The sequence below is a fragment of the Pseudomonas sp. LFM046 genome, from assembly GCF_000949385.2.
Classification (GTDB): Bacteria; Pseudomonadota; Gammaproteobacteria; order Pseudomonadales; family Pseudomonadaceae; genus Metapseudomonas.
Map to the genome: position 1 here is coordinate 1 of NZ_JYKO02000002.1, position 18149 is coordinate 18149.

Annotated in this window: 23 protein-coding genes; 4 read left to right on the top strand and 19 right to left on the bottom strand. The window is 64.6% G+C overall.

All coding sequences use genetic code 11. From position 1 onward, the window contains the following. The 19 genes from TQ98_RS27220 to TQ98_RS27310 all read right to left on the bottom strand — a co-directional run. Window positions 1-1245 (bottom strand): site-specific integrase (locus TQ98_RS27220; protein WP_103103183.1); only part of this gene is annotated, 1245 nt, incomplete at its 3' end. Between the two features lie 203 nt (window positions 1246-1448). Beyond that, window positions 1449-1919, bottom strand: coding sequence for a hypothetical protein (locus tag TQ98_RS27225; protein WP_044872008.1), 471 nt, complete (start codon window positions 1917-1919; stop codon window positions 1449-1451). After that, window positions 1916-3733: a DNA cytosine methyltransferase gene (locus tag TQ98_RS27230; RefSeq protein WP_044872007.1), complete on the bottom strand. Its 1818-nt coding sequence runs from the start codon at window positions 3731-3733 to the stop codon at window positions 1916-1918. The genes TQ98_RS27225 and TQ98_RS27230 overlap by 4 nt, the downstream gene beginning before the upstream one ends. Continuing rightward, complete coding sequence (locus TQ98_RS27235) at window positions 3730-4800, bottom strand: RNA-directed DNA polymerase (RefSeq protein ID WP_044872006.1); 1071 nt, start codon at window positions 4798-4800, stop codon at window positions 3730-3732. The genes TQ98_RS27230 and TQ98_RS27235 overlap by 4 nt, the downstream gene beginning before the upstream one ends. Window positions 4801-5122: 322 nt before the next feature. Beyond that, window positions 5123-5485 carry a four helix bundle protein gene (locus tag TQ98_RS27240; RefSeq protein ID WP_044872005.1) on the bottom strand — a complete coding sequence of 121 codons (363 nt, stop codon included), beginning with the start codon at window positions 5483-5485 and terminating at the stop codon, window positions 5123-5125. A 57-nt stretch (window positions 5486-5542) separates the two neighbouring features. Continuing rightward, window positions 5543-6160: a DUF1566 domain-containing protein gene (locus tag TQ98_RS27245; RefSeq protein ID WP_044872004.1), complete on the bottom strand. Its 618-nt coding sequence runs from the start codon at window positions 6158-6160 to the stop codon at window positions 5543-5545. A gap of 60 nt (window positions 6161-6220) precedes the next feature. After that, window positions 6221-6835 (bottom strand): DUF1566 domain-containing protein, encoded by a 615-nt coding sequence (locus TQ98_RS27250; protein ID WP_044872003.1) that lies wholly within the window; start codon window positions 6833-6835, stop codon window positions 6221-6223. Window positions 6836-6895: 60 nt separating this feature from the next. Continuing rightward, window positions 6896-7399, bottom strand: coding sequence for a DUF1566 domain-containing protein (locus tag TQ98_RS27255; protein WP_044872002.1), 504 nt, complete (start codon window positions 7397-7399; stop codon window positions 6896-6898). A 27-nt stretch (window positions 7400-7426) separates the two neighbouring features. Continuing rightward, window positions 7427-7972: a phosphohydrolase gene (locus tag TQ98_RS27260; RefSeq protein WP_044872001.1), complete on the bottom strand. Its 546-nt coding sequence runs from the start codon at window positions 7970-7972 to the stop codon at window positions 7427-7429. After that, a complete protein-coding gene (locus tag TQ98_RS27265) occupies window positions 7969-9144 on the bottom strand; it encodes a DHHA1 domain-containing protein (protein ID WP_146036045.1) in 1176 nt (391 codons plus the stop codon). Before TQ98_RS27265 ends, TQ98_RS27260 begins: the two co-directional genes overlap by 4 nt. Next, window positions 9141-9899 (bottom strand): hypothetical protein, encoded by a 759-nt coding sequence (locus tag TQ98_RS28225; protein WP_242443252.1) that lies wholly within the window; start codon window positions 9897-9899, stop codon window positions 9141-9143. Before TQ98_RS28225 ends, TQ98_RS27265 begins: the two co-directional genes overlap by 4 nt. Before the next feature lie 66 nt (window positions 9900-9965). Further along, window positions 9966-10778 (bottom strand): DUF2303 family protein, encoded by an 813-nt coding sequence (locus tag TQ98_RS27275; RefSeq protein ID WP_044872000.1) that lies wholly within the window; start codon window positions 10776-10778, stop codon window positions 9966-9968. A gap of 50 nt (window positions 10779-10828) precedes the next feature. Beyond that, window positions 10829-11173 (bottom strand): hypothetical protein, encoded by a 345-nt coding sequence (locus TQ98_RS27280; RefSeq protein WP_044871999.1) that lies wholly within the window; start codon window positions 11171-11173, stop codon window positions 10829-10831. A 47-nt stretch (window positions 11174-11220) separates the two neighbouring features. Then, complete coding sequence (locus tag TQ98_RS27285) at window positions 11221-11460, bottom strand: pyocin activator PrtN family protein (protein ID WP_044871998.1); 240 nt, start codon at window positions 11458-11460, stop codon at window positions 11221-11223. After that, window positions 11457-11822 carry a hypothetical protein gene (locus TQ98_RS27290; RefSeq protein WP_044871997.1) on the bottom strand — a complete coding sequence of 122 codons (366 nt, stop codon included), beginning with the start codon at window positions 11820-11822 and terminating at the stop codon, window positions 11457-11459. Before TQ98_RS27290 ends, TQ98_RS27285 begins: the two co-directional genes overlap by 4 nt. Beyond that, window positions 11819-12100 carry a hypothetical protein gene (locus tag TQ98_RS27295; RefSeq protein WP_044871996.1) on the bottom strand — a complete coding sequence of 94 codons (282 nt, stop codon included), beginning with the start codon at window positions 12098-12100 and terminating at the stop codon, window positions 11819-11821. The genes TQ98_RS27290 and TQ98_RS27295 overlap by 4 nt, the downstream gene beginning before the upstream one ends. A 4-nt stretch (window positions 12101-12104) precedes the next feature. After that, on the bottom strand, window positions 12105-13001 hold the full coding sequence (locus TQ98_RS28230) for a DUF3310 domain-containing protein (RefSeq protein WP_044871995.1): 897 nt from the start codon (window positions 12999-13001) through the stop codon (window positions 12105-12107). Further along, a complete protein-coding gene (locus TQ98_RS27305; RefSeq protein ID WP_044871994.1) occupies window positions 12998-13204 on the bottom strand; it encodes a hypothetical protein in 207 nt (68 codons plus the stop codon). Before TQ98_RS27305 ends, TQ98_RS28230 begins: the two co-directional genes overlap by 4 nt. 125 nt (window positions 13205-13329) lie before the next feature. Further along, window positions 13330-14091 carry a S24 family peptidase gene (locus TQ98_RS27310; protein WP_052659182.1) on the bottom strand — a complete coding sequence of 254 codons (762 nt, stop codon included), beginning with the start codon at window positions 14089-14091 and terminating at the stop codon, window positions 13330-13332. A gap of 118 nt (window positions 14092-14209) precedes the next feature. On the opposite strand from TQ98_RS27310, the gene TQ98_RS27315 reads away from it, so the two are divergent. The 4 genes from TQ98_RS27315 to TQ98_RS27330 all read left to right on the top strand — a co-directional run bounded on the left by TQ98_RS27315 (window position 14210) and on the right by TQ98_RS27330 (window position 17978). Continuing rightward, a complete protein-coding gene (locus tag TQ98_RS27315; RefSeq protein WP_044872550.1) occupies window positions 14210-14416 on the top strand; it encodes a Cro/CI family transcriptional regulator in 207 nt (68 codons plus the stop codon). 137 nt (window positions 14417-14553) lie between these two features. Beyond that, window positions 14554-15039, top strand: coding sequence for a hypothetical protein (locus TQ98_RS27320; protein ID WP_044871993.1), 486 nt, complete (start codon window positions 14554-14556; stop codon window positions 15037-15039). Then, window positions 15032-15244 carry a TraR/DksA C4-type zinc finger protein gene (locus TQ98_RS27325; protein ID WP_044871992.1) on the top strand — a complete coding sequence of 71 codons (213 nt, stop codon included), beginning with the start codon at window positions 15032-15034 and terminating at the stop codon, window positions 15242-15244. The genes TQ98_RS27320 and TQ98_RS27325 overlap by 8 nt, the downstream gene beginning before the upstream one ends. Further along, window positions 15237-17978: a PriCT-2 domain-containing protein gene (locus tag TQ98_RS27330; RefSeq protein WP_052659181.1), complete on the top strand. Its 2742-nt coding sequence runs from the start codon at window positions 15237-15239 to the stop codon at window positions 17976-17978. Before TQ98_RS27325 ends, TQ98_RS27330 begins: the two co-directional genes overlap by 8 nt. Window positions 17979-18149 lie beyond the last annotated feature (171 nt).

Consider the following 18149-nt stretch of genomic DNA (forward strand, 5'->3'; position numbering starts at 1 on the left):
GCAGGATGTTCCCGGCGCTTTTTCGTATGTGCTTGATTTAAAACGGATTAAATCGACTTCCGTTTCGTCCTGTACCAATTTCGTACCATTTGCGTGCGTTTGCAGCTTCGCCAGCTCAGACCAGTCCGATGGCGAATTGATCCATTCGGCGTAAGTGCTCAGCAGGACTTCAACGGTGTGCCCCAGCTGGTTGGCGATGAACGCGAGGTTCGCACCGGCCATCAGCAGCATCGTCGCATAGGTGTGGCGCGTATCGTACTGCCGCCGCTTGCGGATGCCCAGCGCCTTCATGGCCGGCACCAGGTAATCGTTGGGCGCGTCCTCGCCCATCCAGGCCTTGCCCTGGGCCGGCGGGAAGACGTGTTCGGTGTCGACCTTTAGACGCTCGCGGATCGCCTTGGCCCGCTCCAGGGCATGCCAAGCGCGGTCGTTCAGGAGCACCTTGCGGCGCTTCTTGTTCTTCACCCGCTCGACCACCCCGCCGTCGGCGATGATGCGGCAGACATGGGCGGTGCGTTGCTGCTCGTCGATCTCGCCCCAGAGCAGCGCGCGCTGCTCGCCGGGGCGCATGCCGGTGTAGAAGGCAAACTCGAAGTAGGCGGCGTAGATCTCCACGCGGCGACCGCCGAGCTGGCCATATAGATGCGCGATGATCCGGTCGGCCTCTTCCTGGGTGAAGGGGTCGATGGTGCGCCTGTGCTTGCGTGGCAGGTCGACGGGCAGGGCGGGGTTCCTGGCCAGGTAACCGTCATTCACGGCGCTGCGCAGCACCACCCGAAGGCGAACCAGCGCCGTGCGCTTGGCCGTCGGGGACGCCCAGGACGTCTCGTTGGCGATCCGGCGGATGTCGAAGGCGCTGACCTGGGTGACCGGGACCGGCGCCAGGTAGGGCATCCAGTGCCGGTTCAGGGTGCTCTTGTAGTTGTCCCGGGTGCCCTTGACCACCTCCCGGCTATCCAGCCAGACCTGGCAGTACTCGCCGAAGGTCGGGACTCGCTTGGTCGCGGCGTAGCTCGAGTTGGGAAACAGCTCGGCGTACCGCTCATCGGTCATCACGCCGAGCTTGATCAGCCGAACTACGTCAGCACGTAGCTCGGTGGCAGCTTGGACCCCCTTGGCCGTTTGCGGATGGGCGAGGGTTTCGCAGCGGCGCGGCGGGTTGGCCCCTGGCCAGGTGAAGCGGATGCGGATGGCGCGCCCAGCAAACTCAACTCCGGTGGGCAAATCCAGGTGCTTTCGAGCCATGCGTCGTACCTTTTAACGCTGTAAATCACGTCGCCGTTGATCTTGTTCCAGACGCCATGGGGAATCTTTCCCTTCAGGCGCCGGGTCTGCAATGCCCGGAAGGTGATGCCCAGTCGGGCCGCCATGTCCACCTCGCTGAGCTTGTCGCGGTCGGGCTCGAGTGTGAGGTCTTCTGCCGCACTCATCGTCTCTTCCCTCCTTCCTTATGCCGATTTCGAGGCGGTCGGCCACGCGCCGACAGCGTCGAAGATGCGATCCGCCTGCGACTCCTCCAGCGAAACGCTGTCCGGGATCGCGATCCAGGCCATGCCCTGCAGGTGCCTGGGGTTGCAACCGTCCCGCAACTCGACACTGTAGGTCTCGATGACCCGTTCTAGGTCCTTGGCGAGATAGACGCCCTGGGGCGCCACCTCGACGGCCTTCATGTAGCGCTTGCCGGTGTGGTCCCGGCAGAGTGCGGCCAGGTAGATGCACCACTGATGCGGGATATCGCACACCGCATCGACAATGGCAGTGCGGCTGTTGGAGGTGATCAGGGCCGCGCTCTGCCAGTTGATCAACGTCTGGACCTCGCTGACCTCGGCATCGACCACCGCCACGTGGTTGGTGCGCAGCATGGCTCTGAGGTAGGCCTGGAGTCTGGCGCGGTGGTTGTACGGCTTACGACGCTTCATGCGGCCATCCTCTGATACAGGTCGATGATGTCGGCCGCGTTGGCGGCAATGAGGTCTTCGGCTTCGTCTGGGCAGACGCTGTTGCCGATCAGCTTGATCTGGTCGGTGACCTTGATCACCCTCCACTCCAGGGCGCCGGTCTCCGGGTCCTCGAATAGTCCGCGGTCGATGATGTAGTCCGGGTCGAAGCCCTGGGCGAGCTTCAGCTCCTGCGGCTTGAGCATGCGCAGGGTGAAGTCCACCAGCACGTAGTCGCCCAGCAGCACCAGATCGACCAGCTGAGGGAAGTGCTCCGGCAGGTACTTGTGCGTGAAGGCGGCGCACTTCCTGGCCTTCTCCAGCAGCTCCGGCGGCAGGTTCAGCGCCGGCACCTGGACCACTGTCACCAGGGCCATCCGATCCTTGGTCGTGGCGGTGCTGCTGGGTTCGGTCAGCGACCGGGTGTTGTCGCCGGTGCTGAAGTACTTCACCAGGTAGGCGCTGGCCAGGCGCTGGTTGCTCTTGCCACAAATGGTGCTGGTCGGGTCGTTGGCCGAGCGGCCGTCTCCGGTGTAGAAGCCCCCATTGGCCTGCTCGAAGTGGCAGGCGGCCAGCGCGTGATGCCCCGAGTTGGTGGTGATGGCGTTCAGCGGCTGGGGCAGGGCATTGCCGACGGAACCCTTGCGCAGGGTGACCATGGCGGCTGTCACCAAGGCCTGCTCGCCACGGTTCGCGCCCGTGATGGTCCGGGTCGACTCGGTCACTGGATAGCCGCTGCGGTCCCCGTGGTGCGTCAGGTGGGTGAGGTGGGCCGCCGACAGGGCAAAGTGCCCGCCCTTCACCTGGGCGACCTGGGTGCGGAGCGGGTCATGGGCGCTGAAGGTGCGTTGGGTGCTGGCGTTGGCGAACTCCGTCAGGTTCACGGCGGCCAGCGCCTCATCGCTGAGCGGGACAAGGAACGGGTTGTCGCTCATGACGGTGTGGCGCCAGAAGCCCTTGGCCACACGGCGGTTGGTGTTGGCCACCAGACGCTCGTCGATGATCGACTTGCCCAGGTCGCTGAAGTCGATGCATTCGGCGGCCGAGCGCCATGGCAACTGGCCCTTTTTTGGCTTCTCGTGGCGCTTCGGTTGGGTCCAGATGATCGGCCGCCCGTCGGTGCGGCCGACCATGAAGAGGCGCTTGCGGATGGTCGGGGCGCCGGCATTGGACGCCCGGCGCTCGCGCCATTCCACGTTCGCACCCAGGCCTCGCACCAGGGCGGCCTTGGGTACCCACTGACCGATGGCGTCAAGGATCTCGGGCAAGTCGGGGTGGGCAGGGTCGAGGCCGGTGGACAGGCAGGCGATGAAGGCCTTGAACGTGCGGCCGGCCAGCGCCTTGATCGGCTTGCCGTTGTCATCCAGCGGGCCCCAGTCCTGGAACTCCTCGACGTTCTCCAGGAAGAACAGGCGCGGCTTGGTGGCATGCACCCAGCGCACGACCACCCACGCCAACGAGCGGACGCGGCGGCTGCGGGGTGCGGCGCCCTTGGCCTTGCTGAAGTGGCGGCAGTCCGGGGATGCCCAGAGGATGCCGACGGGTTGCCCGCCAGTAGCTTCCAGCGGATCGACTTCGAACACGTCGGTGATGTAGTGCCGGGTGTTCTTGTGATTCGCCCGGTGAACCGCGATGGCGATGGGATTGTGGTTGATGGCGATGTCCGGGTCACGGTAGACCCTGGCGCCGCCGCTACTTGCGCCGCCGGCACCCGCGAAGAGGTCGACGTACAACTCATGGACGAACGGCAGTGCCTGCTGAGTTGCCGGGGGAAGATGACGGTTGAAGGAGGTCATGCGGCCCCCTTGTAGGTCTTGGTCATGCCGGCGTTCACCGCCTTGCCACGCAGCAGCACGGCCTTGGCCAGGCGCCGGCGGTCGGTGTGGCTGTGGCTGGCCTGGGTGAGTAGGCCGAAGTAGCTGTTGGCGGTTTCCCGCAGGCTGGTGGTCGGCGCGCTGGCGACCTGCCGGAGGGCGTGTTCGACCGTGCGGCGGCGGGTGGTACGGCGCCAAGGTTTGATCACTTGACCGACGAAGTCGACGCCGCGGTCGATGGACTGCAAGATGGTCTTGGTCGGGTTGAGGCGGACGCCCAGCCGTTCCGGCAGGAAGGCCTCGATCTCGGCCAGCCAGGCATTGAGCTGCTGGGGCGACTGGTGCAGCAGCACGAAGTCGTCGACGTAGCGGATGTAGTGCCGCGCGCCCAGGCGGTGCTTGACGAACTGGTCCAGGGCGTCGAGGTAGACGTTGGCGAAGAACTGGCTGCTGAGGTTGCCGATCGGCAAGCCGCGATAGCTCGGCTGGCTGTTCAGGCGCTTATGTTGCGGCACGCGGTTGAGCAGGCGGGCCGGGCTATGCAGCTGGTAATTCTCCCGTGGGTCGTGCAGCAGGATCTGCAGTGCCAGGGCTTGCCAGTCCGGTTCCGGGATACGGGCGACCAGCTGGTCGGCGAGGATGCGTTTGTCGATGCTGACGAAGAAGTTGGCCAGGTCGCACTTGAGGTAGTGCGCCGGGCGGCTCCAGTTCTGGGTTTGGCTGCGGACCTTGGCCTCCAGGCGCTGGGCAGCATAGAGGGTGCCGCGTCCAGGAATGCAGGCGCAGCTGTCGGCGATGAAGCTGCGCTCGATGCGCGGGCCGATGTGGTTGTACAGCAGGTGATGCACGATGCGATCGCGGAAGTCGGCCGCCCAGACCTCCCTCGGCTTCGGGTGGGTGACCACGAAGCAGATGGAAGCGCCGGGCTGGTAGGTGCGGTTGACCAGCTCGGAATGCAGTTGCATGAGGTTGCGCTCCAGGTTGAGCTCGAAGGCCAGTGCGCTCCGGCTGCTGCGCTTGTTGCGCCGGCAGTCCAGGTAGGCCTGCACCAGGGCCTCGAAAGAAAATTCAGCACGGCCCGCTGCGGCAGCGGGTGTATCTGCGGACGGCACGAGCCCGGTAGTCGTTGTCCTTGTGGTCGTTGTTCTGGTTGCCATCATCGAAGTTCTGGATCCACGCGTTGTTCGGGCTGTACTGCGCCAAGTCGTGCGATCTACGTCGCCGCGCCGAAGGCCGGAGCCGATCAGCGGGGTAACTGCGCAGGGCCTGTCCGACACGGGGCCGGTGGTCCCCTGGATGCGCATGGCGGTGGCCGGGTAGGCCAGCGGCACGACCAGATTCAAAATCGCGCAGGCAAGAGCGCCTTGACGCTCAAGCAGCGGGCGACGTTGCGGCATGTTTCTTCCACCCTGTGGCTTGCCGACCCAGCGGGTCAGTAATCTCGATCGCCCGGGCGTATTGCCGGGTGCTGATCAGGCGCTTGTCGACGGCCAGGCGCAGCATCAGCTCGATCACCTGGAGGTGCTCCAGCAGCTTGCTGATGTGGGTGGCGCGGTCGGCGCCACTGGCCACGTTGGCCCTGAAGATCAGGGTCACGACCTCGAAGCACTCCATCAGCACCTTCTCGCCCAGGGTCCGCTTGAAGTCGCGCGGCATGTTCTTGGCGAGGTCGGCCGCCAGGCTGGCAAGGTCGCTGGCCAGTTTGTAGATCGGCAGTTGGTGGTGTAGGGCCATGCTGAAAAACTCGCCGAAGCGCGGGCTCCGCCCGCGCCCCGTTAAGGGTTGAAGGGGTTAAGGGTTAACGACTCTGCGGACGGCACGAGCCCGGTAGTCGCTGCCCTTGCGGTCGCCGTACTGGCCGCCATCACCGAAGCCCTGGACCCACGCGGTGCCCGGGCTGTACTGCGTGCTGCTCCAGTGCCAGCGCTCCTCGAACAGCTCGCGGACGTTGGCGTAGCAGAGGGCCAGTTCGAAGCGGGACGGCAGGTAGAGGTCGCGGTGTCCCTCGATCTCCAGCCCGGCGGCCCACTGCGCGGCGGGGTGCTCGTGTTCGGCGTCGCAGAGTGCACGGGTATTGGCCAGGCCATCGCGGGCATGGGTGGCGCCGTGTTCACTTTCCCCAGCGGCACCCCAGGGGATTTCCTTCGCTGTGGCGGCCTCGGCAGTCGGCACCACCAGGTGGTAATCCGGCTGGCCGTCTTCGCCGCGCACCAGACCGGCATACACGCCGCCCTGGCCGGACCAGTACTGGCCGATGGCGGGCGGCTCCAGGGAAATGCGCACGGTCAGCTCGCCCATCACGCTCTGGGCGGCCGTGATGCCGGCGGCCTGCTCGAGCACCTGACGGGCCAGCAGGGCGTTCGGGGTTTCCAGACGGGTGCTGCCGACTTCAATGGTGATCAGATTCATGGTCAAGTCCTCAAAAATTCGCGGCGACCGCGCTGCGCGCGGCGGAGAGGGATGAAGTGATCAAGGGGTGACCTTGAATCTGCGGACGGCACGAGCCCGGTAGCCGTCGCCCTTGTGGTCGCTGGTCTGGGTGCCATCATCGAAGTCCTGGATCCACGCGTGGCTCGGGCTGTACTGCGTACTCGCCCAATGCCAGGTAGGCTCGAAGGCCTGCTCGCCGTCGGCGCGGAAGGCTTCGGCGCTGGTCTGCGCGGGGCTCTCGGCGGTGTAGGGGTAGCCGACCGGCAGGCTGCTGGGGTTGTCGCCGTCGCGGAAGCTGGCCCAGTTGTCCTGGGTGGTGGGCTTCAGGTGGCGGTAGCAGAGTTCCAGTTCGTCGCGGCTGGGCAGGTACCAGTCGGTGAAACCGTTGATGTCGAGGGCGAGCATCCAGCGGGCGAGGTCGCTGCCGGCCCCGGCCATGGCTTGGGTGTTGGCCAGGCCGTCGTTGCAGCTGCGGGCGTCGGTCAGGTTTTCGCCGTACTTGCCCAAGCTGGCTTCGTCCAGTTCGCCCTGGGCCTTGGGCGAGACGATCAGGGCGTATTCGGCGCCGTCGAGCTGGAGGCGGCCGACATAGAATCCGCCTTCGAACGGGGTGCCGGCGGTGGTGGGCAGGGCGTTGTGAGTCAGTGCGTTCATGGTCAAGTCCTCAAAAATTCGTGTTGACCGCGCTGCGCGCGGCGGAAAGGGTTGAAGGGGTTAAGGGGTGACCTTGAATCTGCGGACGGCACGAGCCCGGTAGCCGCTGCCCTTGTGGCCGCTGTTCTGGTAGCCACCAGCGAAGTGCTGGACCCACGCGTAGTGCGGGCTGTACTGCGTGCTGCTCCAGTACCAGCGCGGGGCGAAGGTGTTGGTCTGTTCGGCCTGATAGCCGTCGGCGTCCAGCAGGCTGAAGTACTGCAGGGCCTGCTCCTGGCGGCTGGGCAGGTACCAGTCGCCGAAGCCGTTGAGCTCCATGGCCAGTGCCTTCCGGGCCAACTCGCTGCCGGCTTCGGCCATGGCGCGGGTGTTGGCCAGGCCATCGCTGGTGGTGGTCGCCACGTCCTGGCCGTACTCGCCCCAGCTGCCGCGCAACTCGCCGGCGGCCCCGGCATCGATCAGGACGAACTCTTCGCGCTCGACGAAGTAGCGGGCCACGTAGAAGCCGCCCTCGAAAGGCGTGCCAGGGATGGTCGGGATGGCGATCTTGTTCAGTGCATTCATGGTCAAATCCTCGAATTCGGTCCGGGGTCAGGCGGCGCGGGCGCGGTGGGTGGTGGCCAGCAGTTCCATCAAGCGGTGGAAGTAGTGCTGGCGGGCCTCCGTGGGGCTCCACTGAGCAATGCGGGCGGCGTGCGGTGTGATGCCGTGCAGGCAGGGCCAGTCCACCGGATGGGCTGGCATCAGGTCGCGCTTCTCGGTGGCCAGGGCCACCAGGTCGGCGTGCTTGACCTCGGGCGCCAGTACCTCGGGGAGGTCGAAGCGCTCGGCCACGGCCAGCCAGATGCGCCGCTCGACGTACTGGTACTCCGGCATCAGCTCCTTCAGTGGGCGCACCATGTCGCCGATGTAGGCTTCGGTGGCGTCGTGGAGCAGGGCCTGCAGCTTTAGCTCGGGCGTTTCCACCAGGTCGCAAACCAGCAGGCTGTGCTGCGCCACGCTGTAGTGGTGCTTCACGTGGCCGTTGAAGCGGCAGGTGTGCGCCAGTGCGTGGGCCAGATCGGCCGGCTCGATCATTTCGCCGGTGGGCATCAGCAGGTCGAAGACCTTGCCGCTGTTGGTGAGGATCCAGCTCATGGCTGCACCTCGCCGCTGGCAATGAGCCCAGATGTGTCGCGCAGGGCACTGATGGCTGTGATCATCAGGGCTTTCTCGGCGGCCGGCATCGGTACCAACTGCAGCCCTGCTTCCAGCTGGGCAAGCCCCTGCGGAGTGGACTCGCCCACCAGGCCGGCAAGGGCAGAGTGCAGCCGCGCAAGCGCCAGCTCGGCAGCGCGCATCGGGTGCTTGGTGCAAGTGCGGATATGGTCCGTCAGAACCTGGTGGCCAGCCGATGGCATGTGCTGCGGGTACTCGTGGCTGCAGTAGACGCAGGTCAGGACCCGGGCGGTGGGGAAACCAGCCAGCTCATGGTCGAACGGCACCTTGAAGCCGGCCGCATTGCGGTGGCCACCGCCGCCGTACTGCTTGGCGATCTCGCCCACATCCAGGCCATCGCCGCTGCTGCGCAGGGAGAAGTAGCGGTGGTCGGTGGTGTCCTGGTAGCAGGCAGCAAAAGGCTCGCCCTGGGCCATCAGGTGGCCTGCGTCGCTGGAGTGGATGTAGGGAAGGTTCGCTACGGGGACGTCGTGGCCGCCGATGAGCATGCGGCGTTTGCTGCCGGCCACCAACTCGGCCACGTCTTTGTGATGCTTGCGCTCGATGGCGGACCCGGCGGCGATGGCGTCGCCGATTGGCTGCTGCATCAGCGAATCCCACACCTCGAAGTCGTAGGGGTAGCTGAACAGGTTGGCCTGAATCTCGCGGGTGCCTTCCAGCGCGAAGCGCCAGAGGTCACGGTCCTCGATGTGGTTGATCAGGGGCGGACGTGGGCTGTGGGGAAAGAAGAAGTCCCAGGTGAGCCCAGCGCCGCTGCGGTTCATGTCGAACAGGGCGCTGAGCTTGGGCAGGGTATCTGCCCAGGCGTAGTAATCCGTGGGCGCTGGCTCCAGCGCGGCCAGGGCCTCGGCGGCTGTCTTGTGGTGGTCGATCACCAGCACGGAGCGGGCCTGCTGGGCCATCGACTGGAGCGCTTCCAGGGGGAACGAGAAGTCGACGATGACCACGACACGGTTGGCCACGTCCGGTGCGGGCATGCCGTAGCGGCCGGCTAGGAACTCGACGTTTTCCGCGCCGATACCCTGACGCACAGCCCATGCAGCCCCGAATCCGTCAGCGCAATTGCCGTGATAGATGCAGAGAGCTTTCATGCTGCCACCTCTGCGCGCTTGGCTTCGACCAGTTGCATGGCTTTCTCGAAGCTCAGGGCGAGGCTGCCGAATTTGGTGAATGGGCCGTCGCTGTAAGTCAGCACTAGGGTATTGAGAGGCGGGAAGGGCGTGCCCGGGTACCAGTCGTCGAGGATCTCAGACAGGCCGAGGGCGTCCGCGATGGCGCGGGCGTTGCGGGTCTTGCCGCAGCCTTGTGGGCCATAGACCAGGTGGCTTCTCACGGCTGCCGGGGTGCCCTTGATCGACCGGTGTCGGGTAGCGGGCAGTTCGGCGTTCTGGTTCGACAGCACTTCCTGCAGGCGGGCGTGCAAATCGCGGGTGCTGGTCAACTGGTTGGCTGCCTCGGCCTGCTTGTCCAGGGCCTGTAGGCCGGCGAAGGTATTGCGGGCCAACTCCAGGGTCTTCACGGTGGTGGCCAGCGCGGCCAGGTCCTGCTCAGTGAAGGGATTGGCGCGGCGGGCGTAAGCGGCGATGCGCCGATCGGCGTCCTGCAGGAGCTCTTCGCGATCCTGCTGGTGTCGCGCCTGGTCGTTCGCGCGCTTGTTGGCCAGTTTGCAGAGGTCCGCGTTGAGCAGGCCGATGCGTTCCTGGGCTGCACTGCGGGCGATCTCGTGGCCTTCGTCGTAGCCGGCAGCGCGTGCGCTGCGGGCCGTGCGGAAGGCGAGTACGGTCCAGCCGATGTTCACGATCACGAGCAGTGCGACGAGCAGCTGGAGGGTGGTGGTCTGTTGCATGTGCTGTGTCTCCTTTCGTTATGCCGCCTGCCCGCTGATGTGGAGGGCAGGCAGGCGGCAGTGGCATCAATTGCCGGGGTTGAAGCTGCCCAGGTACAGGGTCGCGGACTCACCGAGCTTGTCGGACAGCACGCGCTTGAATTCCTGGGCGATCTCTTCGCGCTGGATCTCCTCGCCTGCCCAGCGAGCCTTCAGCGCCGGCTTGTCGCCGCCGGTGAGGATGGACAGACGCAGGGTGAAGGTGCGCTGGCCAAGGCCCTCGTAGGGCACCAGGGCGAAGTGCAGGGCGTCCGGCAGCTTGTCCTGACTTTCTGCCTCGATGCGGTCCATGGCGCTGCGGGAGGCGTTGAAGTTGCCCTCCTGGTGAGTGCGCTCGGAGGCGGCCTTGATGGTGATGTTGCGGACCGCTGCAATGGCCTGGACCAGCCCCATGGAGGCTTCGCCGTCGGTGGCGGTCAGGAACTGCGCCCAATCCTCCATCCATTCGGCCAGGTCTTTCTGGGTGAGGGTGGAGCCAGCGATGGCCAGCAGTGTCTTGTAGGCGGCGGTAGGCTTGAGCTTCAGGTTGGCGGTGTCATCGGCGTGGCCGGGGTGGTCGAGGTCGCCCAGGTTGAAGAACACCTTGCAGGACATGGCGTCCTGGTCGACGTAGCCCTGGGTGCCGGCAACTTCGCGCTGCAGGACGTAGCCGCAGAAGTCCTCCAGGGAAGCGGTGCTCAGCGCGCCACGGAAGCGCGAGCGGCCGGGCATGTATTCCTCGAGGTTTACGACCTGGGTGCTCTGGGGAACCAGGGCCACCGGAGTATCGGTGCCCAGTTCCTTGCCGGAGGCGGCCAGGGCTTGGTCGAGGATCAATTGCAGTGCGTCTTTGTTGAGCATGTGGTGCGTCCTTCTTCAGGTGCTGTGGGTTTTCAGATCGTGGAGGGGGATCAGGTGCGTGCCGTTACCGGCGTGTCGTCGCGGCTGAACATCTGTGCCGTCGGGTCGGTCTGGAACAGCTCCAGGCCCTTGGGCGTGACGTACATCGGGGTATCGAGGGCGGTGTCCTCGCGGCGGCTGCCGCGCTTGGTGGGCACCTGGTAGTCGAGCTTGTGGTTGATCTTCACCTGGTTGGATTCGCCGATCTGGCTGAGCTCCAGGGTGATGACCACCTTGCCCTTCTTGCCGTGGTCGACCACGCCGCCGCCGACTTCGGACAGGGCGGCGCCGACTTGCTGGGCGAATACGCCGGCATTCAATGAGCCGAAGAAATCGGCGATATCGGTAGGTTTCATCGTGCTGTACTCCCGTGAGGGTGGTGTTATGCCGCGTGGGCGGCGGGCTAGGTTTCGGCCAGTGCCTGCGCGTCGAGGTAGTCCGCCAGGTCATGGAGGTACACCACGCGCTTGGCCCGGGCTGAGTTGTGCAGGCGGTTCACCTTGAGGGCGACCTTCCCGCTGTTGATCAGCCGCAGCAGGTGCTTGTCCGTGCGGATGTGGCTGAAGTAGCGCTCGCGGATGGCTGTCAAGGTGGGGCAGGGTGACGGCCATTCCTGGCGGAGTTGCTCCAGGGTCTGGTTCACGCCGCTGCCTCCCCGCGCCCCACCGGGAGGCGTGCGCGAATGAGGTGGACGAGGCCTTCGATGGTCTTGCCGGTATCGCGGGCGGCGATGTTGCCCGCCTCGTCGGTGATCACCGCGCCGTAGGGCCGCACGGGGTCCTCGGTGAGGGTCACGTGAGGCAGCCAGCCTGCGGGCGTCAGCTTGAACAGGCGGTGGAACAGGTCCACCAGTTCCAGGGCGCGCGGATCGATGGCTTCGAGGCGCTCGATGCACTCCAGCGATGCCTCGTGAACGGTTTCCGCGCCGACTGCGGTGGGATTGTGGAAGTGCATGTCGGCCAGCTTGAGCACGCCAATGGCGTCGGTGATGGGGTTCGGTTTCATGCCGCTGCGTCCTTGTTCGATTGGGTCACGGTGATGCCGAGTTGGTTGGCCAGCCAGCCGATACCCTGTTCCGTCACCATCACTACGCCGTAGTAGCTGTAGCCCTTGATGGAGGCGTTCCAGCGCTGGCGGGTATCGATGTAGAGGTGCCCTTTGTCGCGGTACTTACACGCCAGCTCGCCCAGTTGGGTGAGGATTCCGATGGCGCGAAGGCGTTGGCGGAAGGCGCGGGGCTTCTGCCCCAGCACCGCGGCGGCCTGGTCCAGGGTTCGGTTCATGGCGTCAGCCTCGGGCGGCGCTGGCTTCTACGCGGCGGACGCGTTCCAGCTCACGCTGCAGCAGCTCGACGCATGCCTCGTAACCCCCGCACTGCGGTTCCCCGGCGATGATCAGCATTGCGGCGCCGACGGGATGCGGTTCGTGGGTGGCGATCAGGCCAAGGTCCCAGCGAACGTCATCGGGGAGCTTGCCGGGCCAGTCGATCCAGCGCTCTGCGTGGCGATTCACATACCAGATCGCCTTCTCGATGTTTTCGCTGGCGGCGTTCTTGGCGTTCCGGCGGAACAGGTACTTGAAGGCATTGCCCAGGCAGAACGGCAGGTGCTCCGCGACCTGGATGCATTCAATGCCCGAAGGATGTCCCGTGTAGTGCGGCGGATGGTTGACGAGGTCGAGGGCTTTCTCGCCAAGGTCAGACGGCTGACTGGCTTCGGTTTGTTGGCGGTTCCAGGCAGCGCAGGCGGCGGCTTCGTTGGGAAAATCCTGCAGGCGTTGGCAGTGGTTGTGGCGGCACTGCACGCCGAACAGCCAGACCGTGGTGCTGTCGGGGGCCATATAGGTGTAGGAGATGGCCTCCCCGGCACAGACGTGGCAGGGGCACAGCGCTGGGCCGAAACCGCGTGGCGCGTCCGAGGCGGTTTCCGCTGTGCCGTTGGCGATGGACTCGATGTACTCCGCCAGATGCTGGGCGTTCGCGCTATCGCCAGCCTGCAGGGCAATGCTGTTGGAGGTGCCGCCCAGGCTGATGGCGACCTCCAGGCGCTCGCCGGCGGGCTCGATGACGATACTTGACTTCAGCTCATTGGCCGGGCGCTCAAGCTGCAAGAGTCCGGCGCCGCCGGACACTACCAGGGAGCTGAGGACTTGCAGGGAGCCTGCGGTCAGGGTGTAGCCGTTCATGCCGCACCTCCGTCGAAGCCGCTGAAGTCTTCGAAGGCGGGCAGCACGTGGCGCTGCTGCAAGAGGGCTTTGCCGTCGATGATGGATACCACCTTATTGGTGGCGTCCTCGACGCGACGGACGTTTTCAGGGCTGGTCGCAACTGCAGGGTGCAGATAGATCAGGCAGAGCCGGGTACGGCGGTGGGGTGCTGTGCTGTGCATGATGTCGCCTCATACCGTGGAGGGGTATGAGGCAAACATTAGAGTCACTGCTTGAATAAGTCAACAGTGAAACTTATACATATCATCGGTAACACTGTTGGTGATCAGTCTGACTGCTCGGGTGATCAGATCGCTCCGCCGCGCCAGACGACTCGCCCAATGATCTGGATGGAGCGGAGGCCTTCTTCGGTGATTGGGAGGTCTGGGTAGCGGGCCTTATCCGGGTTGTCCGAGCGAATGAGCCAGGTGCCAGTGAGTTCGCGAATCAGGCGTTTGACGATGGTTTCGCTGTCCTGGTCAAGGATCGCGAACATCTTGCCGTTTCGCGGCTCAGTCTGGCTTTCATCGATCAACAGCACCTCGCCGTCATCTAGTGTTGGCCAGTTGCTCTGCCCATGGTTGTAAATCACCTTGAGGGTTTCTGGCTTCAGGCTCATGCGGGCCAGCCAGGCGCGTTTGAAAGCAAGGGTACCGTTTACCTCAACGTGCTCATTGAGGTAGCCGCTACCGGAAGAACCTTTAGCCGTGTACTGCGGGATCAAGGCGTAATCATCCTGATGTGGGGCGCTGCGGTCATCCTTGGTGCCCGTGGGGTTGTCCTCCCCTTCACTGGTCATCTGCTGTTGTGCAATGGCCAGGTTTTCCGCTAGGCGCGGGCTTACCTCGGCAGGCGAAAACTGGAGTGCCTTACTGAGTTTTATCAGAGCTTCCAGGTTCAGCGGTATGGTTCCGCGGAGGTATTGGCTCACGGCGCTCTGGGTGGACCAGCCGCACTCGTGAGCCACGCGTAACTGGCTCAGAGACTTATCGTCTGCCTTGCGTGCTGTGTATATCGCAGATAGGCGCGCGGCTTCTTCTGCGACGTAGGCGGGTTTTTCTCTGTTCATGCGCTCAGCGTATAAGCAAGGCTTATTATTCATCAACGAGCAATACTGTTAAATGTGCTTGCCAGTCCGTATAAGTGTCACTACTATCGTGTTGCGAGCATTTCGCGAGGACAAAGAGATGACTGATGACATTGGCGTGCCCTTAAAGGAGTTCGCCAAGGGCAGGACACAGCCGGAGATGGCTGCAGCGCTGGGAGTGACGCAGAGTGCGGTATCGCAGATGGTCCATTCCAACCGTGACATCCGTGTACGTGAAACAACGAAGGGACGTTACGAGGCGTTTGAGATCCGGCCCATAGGCAGTCGCCGGAAGAAGGCAGGTTAAGAAGGCGCCGGCGGGCTCACCCTCCACGGTTTACACCGCCGGCTCGACGCAATACCACAGCACGTGCACCACGTCTTGAGCCCAATACTAGGACAGTGTCCCGGCGTTGGCTATGGCGTGGCAGGAGTTTTAACGCCATGCGAATCGATCCGACCAGGGACACTGGTCCCACGCGCACCCTTGAACAAGCCATTGACCGTGACTGCCGCGACTTCCGTGGCGGGTTAAAGGCGGTCTGCGCCATCCTTGATGAGCCGTACGACGGCTTCCAGAAGCGCCTCTCTGTTTCCTATCCCGAGCACCGCCTTCACGTGGACGACTTTGCCCGCGTGGTGGAGTTGACCCAGGGTGATGCGTCACGCCTGTGGTTTGAGCAGGTGTTCAGCGTGGTGTGCTACCGGCCGACAGCGGTGGCCGCCACGAAGGAGGCGCTAGTCGCCCTGGCCGAGTTGCTGTCTCGCGAGAGCGCCTTCGTGCTCAGCCTGCATGAGGGGGCCGACGATTCGCGATGGGAGCCTCACGAAGTGGCTGACTTGGAATTCCACGGCAACCGGGTTATCGAGGCGGTGCTGGGCATCATGGCCGGGGCCCGTCAGGCGACGGAGGGCAAGGCGAATGGTTGATCTCGTGGATATGGCCAATGAAGTGGCTGAGCTGCGCCTGAATGAAGCGCTGGAGCGTCAGCGCCGGGAAGGCAACGTGTCGGCAGTGAGCGCCGAGTTCTGCGAAGACTGCGATGACGCCATCCCCGAGCCACGTCGTCTGGCGCTGCCCGGGGTGCAGACCTGCGTCGAGTGCCAGGGGCTGCGGGAGGTGCGTCGTGCATGACCACATTCCACTGGCGCTTTCTGACCTACACCTGCTGCTGAGCTATATCCCGGCCACCGATCGCGAGACGTGGTTACAGGTCGGCATGGGCATCAAGGCTGAGTTTGGCCAGAACGGTTTCGACGCATGGGACACCTGGAGCCAGACCGGTACCGGCTATAACCTGCGGGATGCGAAAACGGTGTGGCGCAGCTTCAAGAAGGGTGGCGTGGGCCTGGGCACGGTGATCAAGCTGGCTCAGGGCAACGGCTGGAAGCCCGAGCGCACGGAGATGACCCGCGAGGACCGCCAGCGTCTGGCCGAGCAGCATGAATCCCGGCGCAAGGCGCGCCAGGCTGAAGTCGAGGCCGACGAGGCTAAGGCGGCAACGATGCGCGCTGCAGTGGCCGACGCCTGTTCGATCATCTGGCAGCAGCATGTACAAGCCGATGGAGCTAGCGCCTACCTGGCTCGCAAGGGCGTAGGCGCCCATGGCGTCGGCTTCCTGCGTCGTACCGTGGTGCTGGAGATCGACGACCAGTCCGAGCGTTGCCAGATATGGGCCGGCACCGACGCCCAGACCTACCTCAGAAACCTACCAAAGCCCCGCCCGGCACACCTATCGATGCTGGTGATGCGTCGCGGCGACCTAGTAATTCCATTGCGCGATGCCAGTGGCGCCCTGCATGCCCTCCAGCATATCGGTGGCAACGGCACCAAGCTGTTTCCCAAGTACGGCCGCAAGAGCGGTTGCTTCCATGTGCTGACGGAGCTGGATGGCGCTGAGGTGATCGGTCTGGCCGAGGGCTATGCCACGGCCGCCAGCTGCGTTGAGGCGTCCGGCTGGCCGGTGGTAATGGCGGTCGACTCCGGAAACCTGCCGGCGGTGGCCAGGGCGCTGCGCGAGCAGTTCCCCGTCGCGCGCCTGGTTTTGTGTGGCGATGATGACCCAGCGAAGCCCGGCAACCCGGGGCGCAGCAAGGCCGAAGCGGCTGCGCTGGAGGTGAGCGGCGTGGCGGTGTTTCCGACCGGCGCCGACGGCAAGGATTGGAATGACCTGCACCAGGCTGCGGGGCGCGATGTGGTGCGCGAGCAGCTGCTGGCGGCGTTGGCCTTGCAGCCCGTCGTGCGGTCGGCGTTGGACAGCGTAGGCGACGATCTTCCCCCGACCCCATCTGGTGATGCCGCCGAGGCGGCCGCTCCAACAGAGGGGGGCGGGGGGAGTGCGGTTGACCCGCTGGAGCGGCTGATTGGGCGCTATGCCCTGGTGGAGGGCGACACCAAGGTGTTCGACCTGCATGGGCGCGTGGTGATGAAGAAGTCCGCCTTCGAATTGCTGGTCACGCGGCCCCTGGCCAAGCGCTGGTATGACTTCGAAGATAAGAAGTGCATCTCGCCGGATTTGGCAAGGCGCATGGCCGAGCAGGCTGTGATGGATGCCAAGGGCAAGCGGGGTCGAGAAAAGGCCGGGGCGAAGGCCGTGGCGCCGACCGAGCGTTACGTTTACATCGATGGCACCCAGGACATCTGGGACGATGCCAAGCGTCGGCGCATCCCGGTAGCGGCCCTGCGCGTGGCCCTGGGCGATGCCTTCTCGCTGTGGCTGAACAGTGACGAGCGGCGGGTGGTGGATCAGGAGCACCTGGTGTTCGACCCGCGCATGGAGAAGGACCCGAGCATCTACATCAATACCTTTGACGGCCTGCCGATGGTGCCCGGTACTGATTTCAGCAAGTGCACGGCGATCCTGCAAATGGTGAACTTCCTCTGTAACGACGATGAGGCTGCTGTGCGCTGGTTGCTCTGCTGGCTGGCCCTGCCGCTACAGAAGGTCGGCTCCAAGATGGCGACGGCGGTGCTGATGCACTCGACCATGGAAGGCTCCGGCAAGAGCCTGTTGCTGTCGGACATCATGCGGGAGATCTACGGCGCCTATGGGGCGACCGTGGGGCAGACCCAGCTGGAGTCGCAGTGGTCGGCCTGGCAGTCGAACAAGCTGTTTGGCGTGTTCGAGGAAGTGGTCAGTCGCGACCAGCGCTACAACCAGGTCGGCAAGATCAAGCACATGGTCACCGGCAAGACCATGCGCATCGAGTCGAAGTTCATCAGTGGTTGGGAAGAGACCAACTACATGAACGCCGTGTTCCTCTCCAACGAAATCATCCCTTGGCCCATCGCCCCTGACGATCGGCGGCTGCTCGTGATCTGGCCCGAGCTCACCCTGCAGGGCGAATTGCTCGAGCGCGTGATTGCCGAAATCAAGGACGGCGGAATACAGGCGCTGTACGGCTACCTGTTGCAACACGACGTGGGCGACTTCCACGCCCATACCCGGCCGCCGAAGACGGCAGCGCGGCAGCGCCTGGTCGACCTCTCGCTGGCCAGCTGGCAGACGTTCCTGGCCGAATGGCGCGCCGGCTACCTGGGCGACCTGTTCAAGCCCTGCGTGAGCAGCGACCTGTACTGCCTGTTCCTCGAGTGGTGTTCACGGAACAAGGAGCACACGCTGAGCCACACGAAGTTCAGCGGCTTCATCGGCACCCAGGTGCCCAAGGAGAAGGGCGTGCCCTGGTACGACGGCAAGCGGCGGGCCTTCGGGACGTTCTTCTTCCCCTGCAACACGGTCGATCCTTCCCCGCCCCCATCCCTGGAGAGCAAGGCGCTTGGCCAGTCGGTCGAGGCGTGGCGCGCTTCGGCGCGCCTGGCTGGCTGGCACGTCGACAACTGGGACCACATGAAGAAGGAGGCCGCATGACGCCCGTAAGTGTGTCAGGTGTGTCAGGTGTGTTTCAGGTCGATTTCCGGGACCTGACACAGCGTAAACCCGCGCCGTCTTTGACCTGCGGGGCGGGTGTGTCGGGTGTGTCAGGTTTAACGCGGGCGCGTGCGTGCGTGCGCATTTTTCTATCGGATGATGAATACCCCT